The sequence below is a fragment of the Mesorhizobium sangaii genome, assembly GCF_014207355.1.
Lineage (GTDB): Bacteria > Pseudomonadota > Alphaproteobacteria > Rhizobiales > Rhizobiaceae > Mesorhizobium > Mesorhizobium sangaii.
In genome coordinates this window covers 434,925-452,000 of sequence record NZ_JACHEF010000004.1, presented here as the reverse complement: position 1 = coordinate 452,000, position 17,076 = coordinate 434,925, and the positions used below count along the sequence as shown (strand labels likewise).

The following is a 17,076-nucleotide window of genomic DNA, read 5'->3' as shown; positions in this document are numbered from 1 at the left end:
AGAGACCCCATCTATTCTGGTAAATTTCCGCCCACATGGAGCCTCCAAAAGTATATTCTCGACCACCGCAATAGGTATGCCGGTTATGATTTCTGGGGCTCGCACAATGGCGTCACCGGCATGGCGGCGGCTGGACGCTTGGCCGGTCTAGGACAGCAGCAAACGCTGGCTTGGGGTCAATGCCGACGGCTGATCAAAGCACGTATGAAGCCTACTACTTTATCCACCCATGGCGGGTAATCGGGCGCTGGCGGCGGCGTACCTGACCTTGCCGGTAGTGTCCTACTTCAAGGCTACCGGTGTCCCGATGCCTGACCCGGCAGACGATACCACGACGCTGGCAGCGGCATTCCTCATTGGCGTTTCAGCCAAGTGGATTTCGGACATCCTGTTCGAGATGATCGTCCGGAAGTTCAGGCCGGCGGCTGAAGACTGAGGCGGCACCTTCAAACCACGCTATCGGCGTTCTCTCAGGGGTGACGGTAAATTTTATATTTAGGCTTTATTTGGCGATAAGCCCGATTTGGGTAAAGGCTTTCATTTTGTATGAAATCGGAAATCCATATTCTACCGTCATAGATAGCCATGTGTCCAGAAAGATGCCCATCTATTCCCTGTATAACTACAACGTCTCCAGCAATTGGCATGGTTGTATTTGTCTCAGCAAATCCAGCGTTTGTTAGATTCCGTCCGTAATCTTTCGCGTCACCAGTTGGAACCAACGTTATGCCGCCACGCTCAATTGCCTCCCTTACAGATTTTGCACAATGACTTTTGCCATGGCTTCCACCAGCACCAGCACGATCTCGTGCAAAGGAAATAGCTTTATTTTTATCCCAAGGCATAATAATGCTCCGGTAAGCGGTATGAGCCTAGAGTAATTTACCCCAATACCGGCCCTTTGAAAATCGGACACCGCGCAGGGCGGCGGCCATCGCTTACCACCGCCGCGCTGAGCGTCATCCCTCGTTTGTAGTTCGCAACCAATCCCCTCTGCCGCTCGTTTACTGTCGCAGAAGGTGAAGTTCTGATCCTGCTCGGCAGTCACTTCCCGAGCACCCACACAACTTCCCGCCATCGTTTCCCGGTGGCGGGCTCTTTTGTGTTTTAGACGCAACCAATATTTCCGCAGAAAGTTACCTCTCCGCCAGCTAATGTCCCTCTGCTGGCGACTTTGGAGCCCGTCACCTTTTACCCAAGGTGGCGGGCTTTTTGCGTTCATGGCCCGAGATCGGGCTGCCCAATTGTGTTTTGACTATTTGGCTGCTCGGGCGCGTAGAATATCGGGTTCGCCCGGCTGGGGCGGACTAAACTCAGGGAGGATGTTATGAAGATGAATCGACGTAATGCTCTTGCCCTTGGTGCCGCCTCGCTGTCGGCCCCGCTATTGGTTGCAAAGCCCACTCCGGTAGCGGCCAAGGCCTATGGTCCTACTGATGGCAAAGAGATTTTTCCCGGCGTTCGGCTCATCGAACTGGGAACACGGGACTCCCATATCAAGGGGTACAAGACAATCGCCATGGAAGACGTCGTCTATCAGCCAAAGGGCTCCAGCCCGCTGGGGGATGTCATGGCTGACGACATGGTCTGCACGGTCACTGAAGGCGAGTTGGAGGTCACGGCCGGCGAGAAGCAGTTCAAGGCCAAGGAAGGCGACGTATGGAGCTGCGGCAAGGGAAGCACGAAGGAGGCCGCTACGAACAACGGAACAGTGGTTGCAGTTATGCGGGTGATAAACCTGAAGGCTTCATAATCTGCCAGACCACACTCTGGCCACCGCAGACCCTCCCGCTGGCTTCGGCCGGCGGGCCCTTTTCAGCATTTCAGCATCAGCCAACGGAACGGAAACGACCGTACGATATTGAATCAAATTCGATGTTGCGGGGCGTTCTATGCGTAAGCTTGCCAGCGGGGTCCGCCTGGAGTTTATCGAGCCGCTGATGCCGACCTTGGTGGAGAAGCCACCCGAGGGCGATGGCTGGTCCCACGAAGTCAAGTTCGATGGCTACCGCTCTCAAATTATCAGGGATGCCGGCGGCGTGCGCATCTTCACTCGGCGCGGACTGGACTGGACGTCGAAATACCGCGACCTGGCAAAGGCTGCCGCCGGACTGGAGACTGAAGGCGCCATAATCGACGGCGAGATCATCGTTCTGAACGACGCTGGCCTGTCTGACTTCGGCGAGTTGCGGAAAGCAATCACCCGCCGGCAACATGACCTTTATTTCGTTGCCTTCGACCTGCTGCACCTCAACGGCCACGATCTGCGCGACATGGCCTGTGAGGAACGCCGCGAGATCCTGTCCAGCATGATCGAGCCGGGCGGGCGTATTCAGTTCAGCGAGGCTCTGCCAGGCGATGCAGCCAGCATATTTCACCTGGTCGACAAGGCTGGACTGGAAGGCATGGTTTCCAAGCGGCGGGACAGCAAATACCGCAGCGGTCCGTCAACGAACTGGTTGAAGGCGAAATGCTACACGATCGACGAATACGAGCTGCTCGGCGTCGAGCGCGAGGCGGGCAAGCCGGCTTTCGCCCTGATGGCAGAGCGTGGCACCGGGCGCTATGTCGGCAGCGCCTTCATCACCTTGAACCGCGAGATGCGCGAACGGCTCTGGCAACGCGTCCAGGAGCGCGTAGGCGCCGCGCCGAGGGGCATGAAGCGGACAGCCCCGCAATGGGTCAAGCCGGGGCTGATCGGCCGCGTAAAGCACCTGCGGCGAGGAAGACCTTCGTCATGCCTCGCTGCAGGATTTCCGGGAAGAGGATTAGCCATGCCGATCAGACGAAAAGCTGTGGATGCCGGGATTTTTGATCCTGCCGAATTGGCCTTGCTGGGCCGTGGCTCGGGATCGCCACAGGCACCGGCGGCTTCAGCCCTGTTTGTAGCCGGCGGTAACCTCGTCTTTGTGGGCGGCGAAGGCTGCAAGGACCTCTGCCTTCTCGGGCTTCGGAACCTTGAAGTGGTCCAGGGTCCGCCCGAGTTCCGCTGCGACCTCATCGAACTCTGCGGGAGAGATCCGCAAGTCCCGGTGGGCCTCTTCAAGACCGAGCGGCGTCGTGCCGGGCTTGGTGGCGACGAACTTGAAGGGGCCACCGGAAACGTCGCAGACCCACAGCGTGCGCATGAACTTGAGGCCGGGCAGCCTGCCAAGGTTCTTGGTGTGCCATTTCCGCAGCTGTGGGTTCTTGGACTTCTGGCCGACTATGGGGTTTTTCACGACTGCATCGCTAAAGTGGTCCACCACCGCTGCGATGGCGAACACGCCTCCCAGCCGCTCGTAAAGACTTTTCTCAGGCGTGGTTTGCTTGGCCTGCGCTTGCGCGTTGTCTGCAGCCAATACGGCCGTCGATGCGGCGGCTACCGCCAGCCCTGCGACGACGCTTCGTCTTGTGAAAGAGGTCGAAACAGCCGTTTTCATCTCTGGGTTCCTTCGAGTTGAGCCAGAGCAAGCCGCAGCCTGTCTGGCGGCTTCAATGAAGTATGTTCCTACTTTGCCTTAACCCGGCACTGTCTGAGGAATTAACGAAGCCTCCGCCCGAATTATTCCGATTAATCGCATTCCCGCCGTCGAGATGTGTCAACGAGGAAGACCCACGCCACGCTTCGCTGCTGGATTTCGGGGAGGAGGAGGAAAATGGTTGCGCCCAAAAAGGACCAGGAGCGCGTGGGATATGCCTCGCTCTACGGCGCGCAGGCCCGCAAGGAAGGTGGGGAGCGCGTCGTGCCGGCGTGTTCTGGCACGAATACGCAGACGCATGGCTGCAGGGCTTCGATGGTGAGCCTATAACCGGTGGCGGGAAGACCAAGCCCATAGGCGAACAGATGGACGCGGAGATCGACGAAGCTGGCGTCAGTAGGTCTTAAAGCCGCTTGCCGTCGCGTATCATGGGGCGCACGATTGCCAACTCTGCCTCCGTTTTTATCTCTTTCTGGGTCATGTTGTCGGCGGCAATGAGCCGCTTCAATGACCGCAGGATCTCGCCGCGTGTCCAGCCGACCTCAAGCATGCAATCGACAATGGCTTGAAAGCCGGGCTCAATGGCCTCCTGGCATTCGATCGATCGATCTTGATATTCCTCCTGGTGCCTAGGCGGGTTGATCATTCGTCATTCCATGTGTCGGGCACGTCGCCGTTGGTGAAAAGCACGGTCGGAGGGCCATAGTGTCCTAGCGCTGGATAGGCATCACGGCTCCACGCTATGACGCCCACATGTTGCCCGGCAAGCGCCTTCGCCGTGCAGATCGAAGGGATCACGCCGAAGGTGAAGAGGCGCTAGCCGCCCACAGAAGCGAGGACAATGGAATGAGCAGACATGTATTTGCCGTCCTGACGAATCCTGTCGAGGGACGCGAGCCCGAGTTCAATGCGTGGTATGATCGCCACCTGCATGACATTCTGAGGCTGCCAGGGCTAGTTTCGGCCCAGCGTTTCCAGCTTAGCCGTAACGGGGTCGGCGAAGCCCGGTTGAGATTCATCACCGCAGGAGCCGCTCCTGGTCCAGGAGGCGCCGGTCAGCGACGACTGGCTGCACGAAATCAAATATGACGGCTTCCGCACTCAGATCATCCTCGATTGGGCAGGCGCCCGCGCATTTACCAAGAACGGCACGATTGGTCCAAGCGACACGGTGGTTGAAGGGCAAATGAACTACGCACTATCCATTGTCAGTGGCGTGCGACCGAAAGACCAGATCGAAGCTACTCTGGGCATCCAGATGGCCGCCATCCACCTGGCTACGATGAATGCAGCCGCCAACATGGGGGCCGCTAAAACATGGGAACTGAGAGAATCCCAAGAGCGGACATTGAACCGCCTCGCGCGAACGTTTGTGGCCCAGGTCGAGGCCCTGAAGCGCTACCGCAGCACAGGCAATCGTCGGCAACGTCGCTCACGGGGGTGGGGTGGAGCAAGAAAAATGATCGATAACCCCATGAACCGCGCGCCTCGTTGCACAGCTCGCAGTAAGCGGACTGGAGTTGGCTGCAAGGCGTTTCTGGCCAGTGATCGACGCGGTCGAAAAGCTTCCGGCAAAATCCTTCATCGTTGATGGCGAGATGATCGCACCGGAACCGGACGGCACCCCGAATTTCCATCAAATGCACTCGCGCATGACCTATAACGCCGAACTGATGGCCTTCGTCGCGTTCGACATCATGCACCTAGACGGCCAAGATTTGCGCCCATTGCCAGCGATCGCAAGGCCAAGCTCTGGAATCTCGTCAAGCCGGCACAGGGGTCATCCAGTATTCCGAGCATGTCGAGGGGGGCGGTGCAGCATTCTTCCAGGCGGTCGAGAAAATGGGCCTAGAGGGCATGGTCTCGAAGAGACGCGGCAGCCCTTACCGCAGCGGACCGTCTGATTCCTGGGTCAAAACCAAGTGCTGGGAAGTTGGCGACTTTCAATTGCTCGGCTTGAAACGAGAGCCTGGCAAGCAGACTGTCGGGCTCATGGCACGGGAGGGGAAATATGCCGGGCCGGCTACCATCGCTCTTACCAAGCAAATGCGGGAACGACTGCTGCAACGTGTGCAGAAGGGCCGAGCGGCGCCGCAGGGGCTACCTAGTGCTGTCACGAGTTCAGACGTGGAATGGTTGAAGCCCGGCATCACTGCCCGCGTCCGGTATCTGAGGGGCGAGGCTAAACTGAGCCACGCTTCGCTACAGGATTTTCGGGACGAGGATTAGCTATGCCTATCAGACGAAAGCTGTGGATGCCGGGATTTTTGATCCTGCCGAATTGGCCTTGCTGGGGCGGGTTTTCGAGCAGCTCAAACTCGCTCACCCGTCAGCTGATGCGCAGGACAGACTGGCCTCTCGGATCATCACCAACTATATGGCCGGCATAGTCGATGAACCGGAGCTGATTTCGCTTTCACGGCAGCCTTTGGGCCGCTAGTCATCACGCGGTCTCGCCTTCGCCCTGTCCGCTGGCGTCGTACTGGCGCTGGCGGGGTGGCCTGTGTGTAGACGGCTCGGCTGCCGCACAGCTATGGGTGACACAGGGGACAGCAACCGGGCCTTCCGGGAATGGAGAACCCGGCCGCCAAAATATGCGCTCAAGCTAATGGAAGCGCAATCCGCAGCGCCCCTATCGGGCCTCGCAGCTTGGATGAGTCTGTGCTAAATAAGGAATTGCGCGCTTGGAATCTCTATCCCACCAGCGCGCCTCTTAAGCGCCGGCCGCCGAGCCTTCGATCTTCCGGTAAGCCGGCGCCCTTTTCATACCCAACAATAGCCAGGCGAGCGCATCAGGCGCGCTATGCGCATTGTCGAGTAAGATGGCAGGAAATGCCGCGCATCGCATTTATGAGCAATAGCTAATGTGATATACGCGTATGTTGAGGGGCTCTGCCATGAGACATTCGCAAAGGCGTATTGCCGTCCTAGTGGGCCTTGTTGTTTCTTTTGATGCTGAGGCCCATGATTGGTACAGCGGTAAATCCGACCCCGTTCTTCATGCCAAATGCTGCGGAAACCGCGATTGCCATCCGATCGATTCCAGCGACGTGAGGGCGACTAAGGACGGCTATTTCGTAAAACAGCCTCAACCCTACTCTCGGAACGATCCGCCGATAGGGGAGTGGTTTATCCCGCGAGGGCGCGTCCAAGCAGCCCCGGACGAGCGGTTTCATATCTGCGAGTCTTTGTCGCCAACGTTTCGTGTCGGCAGACTTAGGATGCGCTGGACGTGCTTCTTCGTGCCGATGACCACAGGTTCAATCGCGCTGCGTCGCTAGGTCGTGCATCACGATGCCGGGGTGGCGGACTAGGGAGCCGATCGCATGGCCGAGAATGCCGAAGGCAACCTACATCGTAAGCGTTTTCGAGAAGCCGCATTGGCGCACAGTGTTGACCACGAAGGACAAAGGCCAAAGGCGTTCGCTTTAGCCAAAGAGATCGGCGACAAGGTGCGGATCGAGGAGATTACGCCGAAGGGCGCTGACTGCGACAAAATTAACCATGCAAACGAGTAGATTGAAGCGCGAAGATCCGCAATGCGTGATCGGGAACTACGCCTGACTAGATGCGTTGCATGAAAATGCCTGCTCTTCCTGCAGGCGAGAGCGGGAGGTTTGTATGGATCGGCGATCCTTCTTGACAGCAATGTTTGGCATTGCAGGGGCAGCGGCCTTTGCAAGCGCAGTTCGGCCTATCGACGCAGTGGCGGGTGTTCCAGGCGCTCGAAGCGGCATTCTCGATGAACTCGAGGCGCCAGAGGCCGAGACCTTCGACAACGAAGGTACCCCGGCAGAAGTGGATCAGGTCTACTATCGGCGCTACCACCGCCGCTATTACCGCCGCTACCACCGCCGGGGATGGAGAAGGGTGTGCCGTAGTTATTGGCGACATGGTCGTCGGCGCGTCCGATGCTACCGCAGGCGTGCTTGGGGCATGTATCGGTATTAGCAACTAGCCCGTGACTTCTAACGATGGGCAGCGGCCCGAAATCGAGTCCCTGATCGATGAAAAGCCCGCCCGGAGCGACCTGTGGCGGGCTTTTTGGAGCGGCTACTGAAGCGCTGACGGGAGCGGATTTTTATCGGCGCGGCACAGCGGCTTGAGTCGCAGGTGGTTTTTGGTGGAACCACTGAGCATCTTCACCGTTCTCTCCCAATGGCGGTCATCATTGGAGCGTTGCTTACTGTCGCTGGCGTTGTGTACATTGCCAGCGCGGTTCTATGGCGCGGGCGACTGAGCGATCCGGTGCCTTCTGCTGCTAGGCCTGATCGCCCAACGCCAAATCTCGCAACCCCAGGTCCGACACTTGAGCCGCGTCGGCGCGGCCTCGGTTTTCTTGGCCTGTCGCACAACTGGCCAGGCCTGCTGATGATGGGGATCGGGTTCATCCTGCTGTTGTCGGCAGCGGTCCTCTGAAGGGCAGCCTACGCCCATCCGTCTCGCTTTCCTCATAGATCATCCGCACCGGCAGATAAGCATTCGTTTCCAGCCACTCCCGCAGCACGATCTGAATGAGGTCCGACCGGCCGATCTTCATCTCGGCGGCGATTGAGTTTAAAGCGTCTTCCGCCGGCGGCTCCAGGGGCACGCCAGCGACGTTCCTGAGCACCAAGGCAGCGCGCCGAAGGACGATCTGGAGATCGGCCCGCGACTTGGATGGCGGGCGCCCTTGGGCGGGGGCGTTGGGAGTAAGGCGCCGGGCAGTCCGCCGCTTGACCAACCTAGCAGGCGGGCCGCTGGCCCGTGTGGTGGGATTACGGGAGCGGAAGTTTTCGAAACGGTCCCTTTCCAATACGTCGATAGGGCGCATAAAATGCTCGGCGATGTGTAGGTTGACCCTCGCTCTCGCCGTCGTGCTCACCTGTAGCACCGTGTCCGCAGCAGAGCATTGGTTTGCTCATGACGGCGACACGCTGTGGCATGACAAGAATCGGGTTCAGTTGCTCGGTATCGATGCCTACTTTCGCAGGCGTGTTTTGATGCCGCTGACAAGATCTGGCCCTGTGGCAGGTATGCGCGTGACCACATTCGCCATCTCATCGCTACGGGGGATGTATCCTGCACCATCGAAGGCAAGGATCGCTATGACAACGATGTCGGGGTCTGCTTCGTGGGAGGCATCGATCTCGGACGCGACCTCGTGAAACACGGATTGGCAGTCGCCGACAAACAAACGCCTCGATACCTTGCCGAAGAGCGAGAAGCCGGATTGCGAAACGTAACTTGTGGGCAGGGAACTTTATCGATCCCGGCGAATATAGACCGGGTGGACGCCGATAGGTGCTCCTCTGCGGGCGAGAGGAAGAACGCGTGAAAAAGCCAAAGGTGTTGGTGCTCGAAGATGAGATCATTATCGGCATGGATATCGAGGCTTTCCTTTGGGACGAAGGCTTCGAGGTAATGCTGACCACAGACTGCGATGTCGCAATTCAATGGCTGTCCGCTGAGACGCCCGACGTGGCAATTCTAGACGTCCAGCTGAAAAATGGGGTGTGCACGCCCTGGCGAAAAAGCTGGTGACAAAAAATATCCCGTTCATCGTTCACACCGGAGCCGGCATCGAAGGCCGTGACCAGGTTTTCCGGAAGGGAGTGCTTATGGTCAAGCCGGTCGGGCATTCCGATTTGGCCGACGCTATAAAGGCGCTGCTGGCGCCTACAACCAATAAACCTCGAGTTCGGTAGTCTGGCGCCTACAACCAATAAACCTCGAGATCGGTAGTTCCCGCCTATAAAAGCAGTTTCGACAAAACCGGCTGCTATTGCTGACGCGCCAAGATGTTGCGAACGTTCGACACCTGCCAGTGCCCATTATCAAGTCGGAAAGCTGCTACCGGACGAAGCTTCTGCTGACGCACCGGCGCAATCTGAAAGCCAAGTTCCTCGATCTCGAGAACGCCATTCGCCATTCGCTGAAGGCATTCGGCATCCGACTGGGCAAGGTCGGGCGAGGGGCTTTCGAGCAGGCTGTGCGCACCGCGGTGGCGGAGGATCCACTTTCCTCCGAGCTGATGGACGCCATGCTGTCGGCGCGCGCAGCGCTGTGGAGGCAGTATTGCCGGCTGCATGATCTGGTCGTCAAAATGGTGGCACGCAGCGAACTGTGTCGACGCTTCATGGCCATCCCCGGCGTCGGCCCCGTCACAGCACTTTCGTTCATGACGGCCATTGACGATCCGTCGCGCTTCCGCCGCTCACGCGACGTCGCGGCCTACTTCGGACTGACCTCGCGGCGCTGGCAGTCGGGCCTCGATCGACGTTCAGGGTCGCATACGAAGGCCGGCGACGCGGACGTGCGACGCTCGCTTTACGAGGCGGCGTCGGGGTTGATGACGCGCTTCAAGGGCAGGGACAAGGTCAAGAACTGGGGCCAAGCGATCGCCAAACGCTCCTGCCACCGCAAGGCCTGTGTCGCCGTGGCGCGCAAGCTGGCGGTGATCATGCACGCGATCTGGACCGACGGAACGTTCTATGTCGGCGATCCGGCGGCAAGCCAGGCGGATGCCGGCCGGCGTGCCCATGACAAGGCCCGCAAGCTGCTCGGAGCGCATCGATGAACAAGAGGACCGACAGTTGAAACGCATGGCGCCGGCACGCTGACGGGTGCCACCTGACACAAGAGAGATCCGCTCCGACGGATGAGGACCGATGCAGACCAGGAACGACGGAACGCACGTTATCTTGCCTGCGGCCGCGCCGATCGCGAGACGGCCGGACCGCGCCGGATTGCCTGTGATGATGCTCCGTCAGCCTGATGGAAAAGTGCGCCACGACGGTTCCCGTGCTGCAAATAAGCAGCGCTGCTACGCCGTCGCAGAGCGCGGAAGACTGCACGGCGCATCGGAACTCAACGCAAGAGTACGGGATCGTGGTCTAGAGCATAGAATGGTGTATTATCGTAGTTTGGAAGAGGAACGACGATGGATAGAAAGTCGCGAAAAATACGACCGATTAAGACGGCGAGATAAAAGGCCGCGAGGTGCGGGCTGTGGCGGTCGTGTTATTCCAATAGGTTATTCCCAGTTTTCGCGAGGTGCGGGTTCTCCTTGCACCTCCCACAATTGTCGATTTTCTTTCTTCGTCAGTAGCTTAGTGCGATGTGTGGCCGCCCGGCTGGCCTTTGTGGGGGCTGAGCCGAAAGGGAGGGCGTGGTCAAAGACTGTTCTTGAGGTAGCCGCTCGTCGGTAGATAAAGAGCTGTTGAATAGACGACGTTAGAACCTCGCCGACCTAGCCTGAGGTGGCCCGCGATCGGCGAACGGCTCGCTGCAGCAGAGGAGGCTTCACCTCGGCCTATAGGGCGAACCTCGCCAGCGTCGGCCTTAGGATGGCGGCCGAGCGCAGGCTTGTCGGCTGGCGCCATCCTCCGCACGGCGATGCACAGGCTCACGGCTCCAATGGAAGCGCCCGGTCGCGACAAGCCGGCGCCCAAGTCGAAGTTTCGGTAGGGCGGTCGGGCGCGGCATCCTGTCGGAGATGCAGGCGATGTGTATCGCCGAGCCACACAGGCTCTCGACTGCTTGGGTCTGTTCATCCTGACACGAATGCGCAAACCATCGTGTTACCGTCTAGTGGCTTACGTCACTGGCCTGATCGCCATCAACGCAAATGGGAGAGTTTGTCACGTCTAGGATCAACCGCCGCGCCCTGCTCCTCCACTCGGGCAGCGCAGTCGTCGGTTACGGCAACGGCGCTCGGCGCAGAGCCGTCGAGCCGAGACTCAGAGCCGTCCAATTATCTGCGAGCGCTGATTGAGGCCCACAAGACAGCCTATACTGAGTTCGGCAAAGCCTTGCACGAGATAGGCGGTGGCAGCGGCGACCCCGCTAGAGCCAGCCGGGAAGAGGAGAGGGCGCTGCTCGCCATCTGCGGCTATCCTGCCGTTAGGGAAGGCGATCGCTTGGCCAAGGCGCGATATCTTTTAGAGATCGAGGCGCGCGGCGAACTCGACCTCGCAGAGCATATGCAAGCCGTTCTCCGATCGACGATGTTGAAGGGTTGATGTGACCGGCGCGCGGATGGTCAGGTAATGAATGTCTGGTATGCGCCTCATGCACGAACCCGCTTCGCGGGAGGGTCGCCTCGACCTGAGATGGCGCGACAGGCATTTGACTTGAGCGGGTAGAGGCGTCGATCTGACCATGGAGTTCCCTTCAACGAGAGGAACTCGCCATGGCTACCCTGTCGACCGATGCACCAATCTCTCCGCTTCGCCAGCGCATGCAGCACGACATGCTCATGCGTGGCCTGGGCTCCCATACCCAGCAGGACTACGTTCGTCACGTCCGGCGCTTCGCTGTGTTCCTTGGCCGCTCGCCCGACACTGCGACGGCTGAGGACATCCGTCGATTCCAGCTGCATCAGCATGAGAGCAGCGTCGGCCCAGCGACGATCAATGGCGCGGTCTCAGCATTGCGGTTCCTGTTCCTCGTGACGCTGAAGCGGCGAGATCTGGCGCGTGCGCTGGTAATCATGAGGTATCAGCGCAAGCTGCCCGACGTGCTGAGCGTGGAGGAAGCGGCGCGGCTGCTCGAAGCCGCACCAGGCATCAAGTACAAGGCCGCACTCGGCGTCGCCTATGGCGCGGGCTCGTCGCGGCAATTGCACCGCGCGGTCCAGGAGGCAGCCGAAGTCGCCGGCATCCGCAAACGCGTCAGCCCGCACACGCTGCGCCACAGCTTCGCCACCCACCTGCTCGAACAGGATGTCGACATCCGCGTCATCCAGGTGCTGCTTGGCCACAGCAAGCTCGATACGACCGCGCTCTACACCAAGGTCTCGACGCGGACGATCCATGCGGTCGCAGGGCCGCTCGACCGGCTGATGGCACTGATGGAGGGCAAGACGCCGCCTGGCTGAGCCGTGCGCGCCTCGATCGAGGTCGCCGACATCTTCCGCGCAGCAGGGCCTGCCTACCGGGCCGCCCATGCAGGTCACATGAGCCTCGCCCAACTCAAGGTCATGTCGGCGATCGAGCATTGCCGCACCGCAGCCCTTGGCGGTCACGTCGAGGCCTGCGAGGACTGCGGCCAGTGGCGGATCGCCTACAACTCCTGCCGCAACCGGCACTGTCCGAAGTGCCAGGGTGCGGCGGCGCGGACTTGGCTTGCCGAGCGCGAGGCCGACCTCCTGCCGCTCGGCTACTTCCACGTCGTGTTCACGTTGCCCGCCGAGGTCGCCGACATCGCGTTCCAGAACAAGGCGCTCGTCTACGACTTGCTGTTCAAGGCGGCGTCGGAGACGATGCTGACCATCGCGGCGGATCGCAAGCACCTCGGAGCCAGGATCGGCATCACCGCGGTCCTCCACACCTGGGGCTCGGCGATGACCCACCATCCGCACGTGCACATGATCGTGGCGGGCGGCGGCATCTCGCCGGACAGGAGCCGCTGGATCTCGTCCCGGCCGGCCTTCCTTCTTCCGGTTCGAGTGCTCGGCAAGCTGTTCCGCCGGCTGTCCCTCGCCCGGCTGGTCGCTCTGCACGATGCCGGCCGGCTCGGCTTCTTCGGCGCCCTTGCTCGTCTCGCCGAGCGGCGGGCATTCCTGCGCCACCTTGCTCCCGTCCGGAAGAAGCGCTGGGTGGTCTACGCCAAGGCGCCGTTCGCCGGACCGGAGGCAGGGCTCGCCTACCTGTCGCGCTACACCCACCGGGTCGCGATCTCGAACCGTCGTCTGTTCGCCTTCAACGCGAGCGGCGTCACCTTCCGCTATAAGGACTACCGTCGCGATGACGCCGACCGGCAGCAGGTCACTCGCGACCGGCGAGTTCATCCGCCGCTTCCTGCTCCATGTCCTGCCGCGTGGCTTCCATCGCATCCGGCACTACGGCCTGCTCGCCGGCTCCGCCCGCAAGGCCAGCCTCGCGCTGGCGCGCGAACTCCTGGACGTCGCCGCGCCACCCGACCCCGGCGACTCCGAAGAACCGAACGGCTTCCGCCTGCCATGCCCCTGCTGCGGCGGACGCATGATCGTCATCGAGACGTTCGAACGCTGGAGGCAGCCCCGCGGACCGCCGCACGCGACGGCACCGAACCGGGAGAACGCCCCATGACCCGGCATGGCATGGTCCAGACATCAGCTGCAGGCGTTGCGCCTCCGGCAACGGGCCTGTCCGCGTTGTTCGCGATGATCGGCACCGCCACGATCGCACCCGGTCGAGTGACGGGCCGACTGTCTCACGCCGAGGTGCAACGAAGTGGCCTGACAGCTCCCAATCCGGTGCATTCGGGCAAAGCCCCAGCCTTCGACGACATCAGCCGCAGATCGAAATCCCCATAGTCCCGGATCGTGGCCCGCGGGTTCCTGCATGAGAGGCTTTCGTACGCCTGCCGGCACCCGAAACCCTTCACCATGTCGGTCATTGCGGACTGTTGTGCAGAAGCAGACGCCAGAATTGCTTCGAATTGTCCGAGAGTGTGAAATGGGACTTTTACAGTGAGACCGGGGCCACGAAAAATGCCGCGTCCTTTGGGATGCGGCATTGTTTTGGTGTCCCCCTCATGCCACTGGCAAGGAATAGCCCAACGGCGCAACGGTCTTCATGGAGTGCGCGTCGGTGGCTTATGGACCAGCTCACCGTGTCCAAAAAACGGAGGCAGATGGCAGAGCGCGATGTGCCCCCGCGCGACCGTTCCTCCTCACGCCCGACCTGCCACGAACCCGCCTTGAAGCGGGTTTTGTTAGATGATGCTCTGCAACATAATGAAGGGCGATTTCTTCGCCTCGCCTCTTCTCATCTGCGAGAGGTACATATCGAAGTTATGGACGATGCAGACCCTGAATTTCCGCTTTGCGAAGCCCTTTAGCGCCTTACTTGAGGTCGCGGTCAGATATCCCAGTGTTATCAGCGAGGGCGGGCAGTGGTCGTCAGGGGGCAGGCCGGCCTTCAGCTTTTTCAGCCTTGCAGGAGAGATTTCGTGCACAATCCCGATGACTGGGCGAGCAGCATCGGGTACACGACAAGCTTCTTGACTTCCGCGAACGTCGCCAGTGCCTTGTTATCAAGCGCTACCCATTTTTGCTTCGGTTTGGATTTCGGCACCTGGTCGTCGCCTGTAACGACGGCCACGTCGACGACGTAGACCGCCTCATCTTTATGGCCACCCATTACCGACAGGTTGGAGTGTATCTCGTATAGCTCGGCACCCTTTACGCACCTGAACCATGAGAAATTGTACGGATAACCGCGAGACGACAGCTTGGCGGCGAACAGTCCGTTGATAGCGTTCTCAACCGTGACGGTGTACCCAGCCAACCGGTAATGCTCGGTCGCCATGGTAAGGACGCCCAGCTCAAGAAGCGCCGTCTCCCTGACAGCCAGGTGCTGGAATTGAACCGAATGCTTGTTGATGAAGGCTTTAAGCTCTTTCTCGATCTGTGAGACGTTCAATCTTGCCTCGCAAACATTCTAGCCGCCACATCACTCAAACTGGTGGTTTCCGCAACGAGGTCGGCGATATCGAGCTGAGCGATGAGCTTGTAGAGTTCCTGACGGAGGTTCCTCCCCTCCACAAATGCCGAGGAGTCCTGGCTTATTTCATCTCGACCTATACGGAATCCAGGCGTTTGGGGAGCCCCGTCTAAACCATCAGGTGTGCGCGTTGCCACGCTGATGCAGTCATTCATGATCCAGTATTGGCTGTTTACGTTCGACCAGATCCTACGGATGGCGACGATGAGCAGAAATTGGTCAAGTCTGTCGCCGCTGATTTCGACGCGGGCGTCTCTCGCAATATCAGGAACGACCGCAGCAACGGCATCGACGTAGCCATTGACGCCCTCCCGCAGTGAATACGGAAGTCTTTCAGTCATGCTCGATATTTGTCGGTTTGGCATTAGCTCCCCAAGGCGCAGCAAGTTGCTGGAGGCGGACTACTATCACACAAGTCGGTTTTACCGTCATCCAGCACCGCGTATGAACCACCGCCCCACAGTGTCAGGAACTCTTGTGCCTCTCTGTTCTCCAGCAGACCGGTGAAGGCCAGCATGTCGAGGGTGGCGGGTATGAGCCGCATCAGTTGCCGTAAATGATGACCTGGGTGAACACGCCATCGACGAAGCCGGACTGGAACCCCACCTCCCAGCGTGGTCTTATCCCCATGCGTCCGCGGATGTATGCGGGGCAGCCTTCATGCGCGTCTCAATCTGCAGCTTCCGCTTGGCAATCAACTCGTTCGAGAAGCCGATGGGCAAAAGGCCAGCTTCAGCGCGTTCCCGCTCGGTCAGGGTTAAGACCTCGTCGCGGGTGTAGAGGTTGCCGTTGCCGGCGATGAACATGATCCCGTCCGGCATCATGTTGGCGAGATCCATGCACTCATCCATGTACTTATGGGTCCGGTGCTGGACAGCCCTTCTCGGAAAATTCAGGGTATTTCGACAGCCAGGTGTAGACTGTATCTTCGCAAGGCATCTCCTCGATGGCGCCAATCTTGCGCACGGAAGCCCCTTTTATGATTTCTACGCAGATGGCGTCGGCCAGCTCAGGGAAATAGTCCGTTGGGCGCCCTCGCGGCGCAGTGTCGGCTACAGCGACCAAATTGCTTTTCGAGCGTCCCTGTTTAGTCCCTTGGATTATAGGGCCGACCGGAATTGGCTGGCAAGGATTAAGGCAGCACTAGCTGTCCTTCTTCCCCCTTATAGCGGCCACGATCTGCACGACCATATTCACGATCTGCGGGTCAATCTGTGAAGAGTCCAGTGAGGAAAAGGTGGATGTCCGATCGATATTCCAGTGCTGGAACACTTTTCTCGGATTTCGACGGTGGTGGCCTTGTTCCCATAAGCACGCAAGAAGAACCGCCCGAATTGAATCGCATGAATCCGGTCTGACGACTTAAGGGATTCGCTCATATACGATTTGCCGAGCGAATAGGCATATCTAGCTAGCGCCGCTAGAATGGCGATTGCGATGACGTTGAGTAGAGAGACGGAGATCGCACGTGGATAGTCCGGCGAGGCGGTTTGCGTATTGATAACTGAGTACGCTAGGTAGGCAGTCGTCGCCAGTCCAAGGACCAGGCTTCCATATCCTATCAAATACCAGTTTTGGGCGGAGTTCTTGTGCGTCTTCTCGTAGTCCTGTTGCGTTTTGATGGCATCATCAACAAAGTCCGCCAAGTTGACCTGAACGGCCTGCTGAATTTCCTTCAATTCGACTTCTTGCGCGGCTCTCCGGCCCTCGAACGCCGAGATGGCCTGCTCGATTTGTGGCAGCAATTGCTGCGGCTCTTGCTCGCGAGCGAAAATGACCTGTATGTCCTGAACAATCGTCGGAAGCGCTAGGTCGCCCAGGACGATTGGGAGAATCAGCATTTTGCCCGACGTTTCAGCGTAAGCGCGGGCGGTGCCTAGCTCCATCATCGGGTATTGTGAGTGCATCGTGCTCCGCGAAATGAGGATGATGAACACCTCGGCGGCCTTTAGTCCTTCGTTGAGTTCGGCTCTCCAGTTGATGCCGGCAGTAAGCTTCGTTCCTTCAACCGTTATCTGATGACCTTCGGCACGAAGCGCCATCATCAGCCCTTGGGCAAACTCATCATCCGGCGTAGTGTAAGAGACATATATTTTAGACATGTCGGCCCCCGTCCCTTTGGCACTCTTACACGATTGGTTCGT

Annotated in this window: 19 protein-coding genes and 2 pseudogenes; 12 read left to right on the top strand and 9 right to left on the bottom strand. The window is 59.3% G+C overall.

Features of this window, described 5'->3' with window-relative positions:
- The first annotated feature begins 307 nt into the window (after positions 1-307).
- Positions 308-436, top strand: a complete 129-nt coding sequence (locus HNQ71_RS22360) for a hypothetical protein (RefSeq protein ID WP_343068211.1) — start codon at positions 308-310, stop codon at positions 434-436.
- A 34-nt stretch (positions 437-470) separates the two neighbouring features.
- Here HNQ71_RS22360 and HNQ71_RS22355 read toward each other — a convergent pair whose 3' ends face one another.
- Positions 471-845 carry a CHAP domain-containing protein gene (locus HNQ71_RS22355; protein ID WP_184874781.1) on the bottom strand — a complete coding sequence of 125 codons (375 nt, stop codon included), beginning with the start codon at positions 843-845 and terminating at the stop codon, positions 471-473.
- A 482-nt stretch (positions 846-1,327) separates the two neighbouring features.
- Between HNQ71_RS22355 and HNQ71_RS22350 the strand changes: the two genes are divergently transcribed.
- Together HNQ71_RS22350 and HNQ71_RS22345 are read left to right on the top strand one after the other, a co-directional pair.
- A complete protein-coding gene (locus HNQ71_RS22350) occupies positions 1,328-1,753 on the top strand; it encodes a hypothetical protein (protein ID WP_184874780.1) in 426 nt (141 codons plus the stop codon).
- A gap of 139 nt (positions 1,754-1,892) precedes the next feature.
- Positions 1,893-2,772 (top strand): annotated as a pseudogene (locus HNQ71_RS22345) (ATP-dependent DNA ligase).
- 101 nt (positions 2,773-2,873) lie between these two features.
- Here HNQ71_RS22345 and HNQ71_RS22340 read toward each other — a convergent pair.
- Complete coding sequence (locus HNQ71_RS22340) at positions 2,874-3,422, bottom strand: group I truncated hemoglobin (protein ID WP_184874779.1); 549 nt, start codon at positions 3,420-3,422, stop codon at positions 2,874-2,876.
- Positions 3,423-3,638: 216 nt separating this feature from the next.
- Between HNQ71_RS22340 and HNQ71_RS22335 the strand changes: the two genes are divergently transcribed.
- Positions 3,639-3,791: a hypothetical protein gene (locus HNQ71_RS22335; protein ID WP_246461793.1), complete on the top strand. Its 153-nt coding sequence runs from the start codon at positions 3,639-3,641 to the stop codon at positions 3,789-3,791.
- Between the two features lie 73 nt (positions 3,792-3,864).
- On the opposite strand, the gene HNQ71_RS22330 is transcribed toward HNQ71_RS22335, so the two are convergent.
- Complete coding sequence (locus HNQ71_RS22330; protein ID WP_184874778.1) at positions 3,865-4,107, bottom strand: hypothetical protein; 243 nt, start codon at positions 4,105-4,107, stop codon at positions 3,865-3,867.
- 540 nt (positions 4,108-4,647) lie between these two features.
- Here HNQ71_RS22330 and HNQ71_RS22325 point away from each other — a divergent pair.
- The 3 genes from HNQ71_RS22325 to HNQ71_RS22315 all read left to right on the top strand — a co-directional run bounded on the left by HNQ71_RS22325 (position 4,648) and on the right by HNQ71_RS22315 (position 6,979).
- Complete coding sequence (locus tag HNQ71_RS22325) at positions 4,648-5,052, top strand: hypothetical protein (RefSeq protein WP_184874777.1); 405 nt, start codon at positions 4,648-4,650, stop codon at positions 5,050-5,052.
- Positions 5,053-5,712: 660 nt separating this feature from the next.
- Positions 5,713-5,901, top strand: coding sequence for a hypothetical protein (locus HNQ71_RS22320; protein ID WP_210334016.1), 189 nt, complete (start codon positions 5,713-5,715; stop codon positions 5,899-5,901).
- An 886-nt stretch (positions 5,902-6,787) separates the two neighbouring features.
- Complete coding sequence (locus HNQ71_RS22315) at positions 6,788-6,979, top strand: hypothetical protein (protein ID WP_246461791.1); 192 nt, start codon at positions 6,788-6,790, stop codon at positions 6,977-6,979.
- A gap of 869 nt (positions 6,980-7,848) precedes the next feature.
- Here HNQ71_RS22315 and HNQ71_RS22310 read toward each other — a convergent pair.
- Positions 7,849-8,076 (bottom strand): hypothetical protein, encoded by a 228-nt coding sequence (locus tag HNQ71_RS22310; protein WP_343068210.1) that lies wholly within the window; start codon positions 8,074-8,076, stop codon positions 7,849-7,851.
- Between the two features lie 381 nt (positions 8,077-8,457).
- Between HNQ71_RS22310 and HNQ71_RS35845 the strand changes: the two genes are divergently transcribed.
- The 5 genes and pseudogenes from HNQ71_RS35845 (at position 8,458) to HNQ71_RS22285 (ending at position 13,513) form a co-directional block, all read left to right on the top strand.
- Complete coding sequence (locus tag HNQ71_RS35845) at positions 8,458-8,778, top strand: thermonuclease family protein (RefSeq protein ID WP_184874880.1); 321 nt, start codon at positions 8,458-8,460, stop codon at positions 8,776-8,778.
- Complete coding sequence (locus tag HNQ71_RS22300; RefSeq protein WP_184874776.1) at positions 8,775-8,984, top strand: response regulator; 210 nt, start codon at positions 8,775-8,777, stop codon at positions 8,982-8,984. The genes HNQ71_RS35845 and HNQ71_RS22300 overlap by 4 nt, the downstream gene beginning before the upstream one ends.
- A gap of 283 nt (positions 8,985-9,267) precedes the next feature.
- Entirely contained in the window at positions 9,268-10,020 is a 753-nt protein-coding gene (locus HNQ71_RS22295; protein WP_425492251.1) for an IS110 family RNA-guided transposase, read from the top strand.
- 1,614 nt (positions 10,021-11,634) lie between these two features.
- Entirely contained in the window at positions 11,635-12,321 is a 687-nt protein-coding gene (locus HNQ71_RS22290) for a tyrosine-type recombinase/integrase (protein ID WP_184874775.1), read from the top strand.
- A 3-nt stretch (positions 12,322-12,324) separates the two neighbouring features.
- Positions 12,325-13,513: pseudogene (locus HNQ71_RS22285) on the top strand (IS91 family transposase).
- A gap of 843 nt (positions 13,514-14,356) precedes the next feature.
- Here the strand turns inward: HNQ71_RS22285 and HNQ71_RS22280 are convergent.
- The 5 genes from HNQ71_RS22280 to HNQ71_RS22265 form a co-directional block, all read right to left on the bottom strand.
- Positions 14,357-14,851: a hypothetical protein gene (locus HNQ71_RS22280; protein WP_184874774.1), complete on the bottom strand. Its 495-nt coding sequence runs from the start codon at positions 14,849-14,851 to the stop codon at positions 14,357-14,359.
- A complete protein-coding gene (locus HNQ71_RS22275) occupies positions 14,848-15,273 on the bottom strand; it encodes a hypothetical protein (protein WP_184874773.1) in 426 nt (141 codons plus the stop codon). Before HNQ71_RS22275 ends, HNQ71_RS22280 begins: the two co-directional genes overlap by 4 nt.
- Positions 15,274-15,552: 279 nt before the next feature.
- Positions 15,553-15,771, bottom strand: a complete 219-nt coding sequence (locus tag HNQ71_RS22270) for a hypothetical protein (RefSeq protein WP_184874772.1) — start codon at positions 15,769-15,771, stop codon at positions 15,553-15,555.
- A gap of 16 nt (positions 15,772-15,787) precedes the next feature.
- Positions 15,788-15,997, bottom strand: a complete 210-nt coding sequence (locus tag HNQ71_RS35840; protein ID WP_425492250.1) for a terminase small subunit-like protein — start codon at positions 15,995-15,997, stop codon at positions 15,788-15,790.
- A gap of 128 nt (positions 15,998-16,125) precedes the next feature.
- Positions 16,126-17,034, bottom strand: coding sequence for a toll/interleukin-1 receptor domain-containing protein (locus tag HNQ71_RS22265; protein WP_184874771.1), 909 nt, complete (start codon positions 17,032-17,034; stop codon positions 16,126-16,128).
- Positions 17,035-17,076 lie beyond the last annotated feature (42 nt).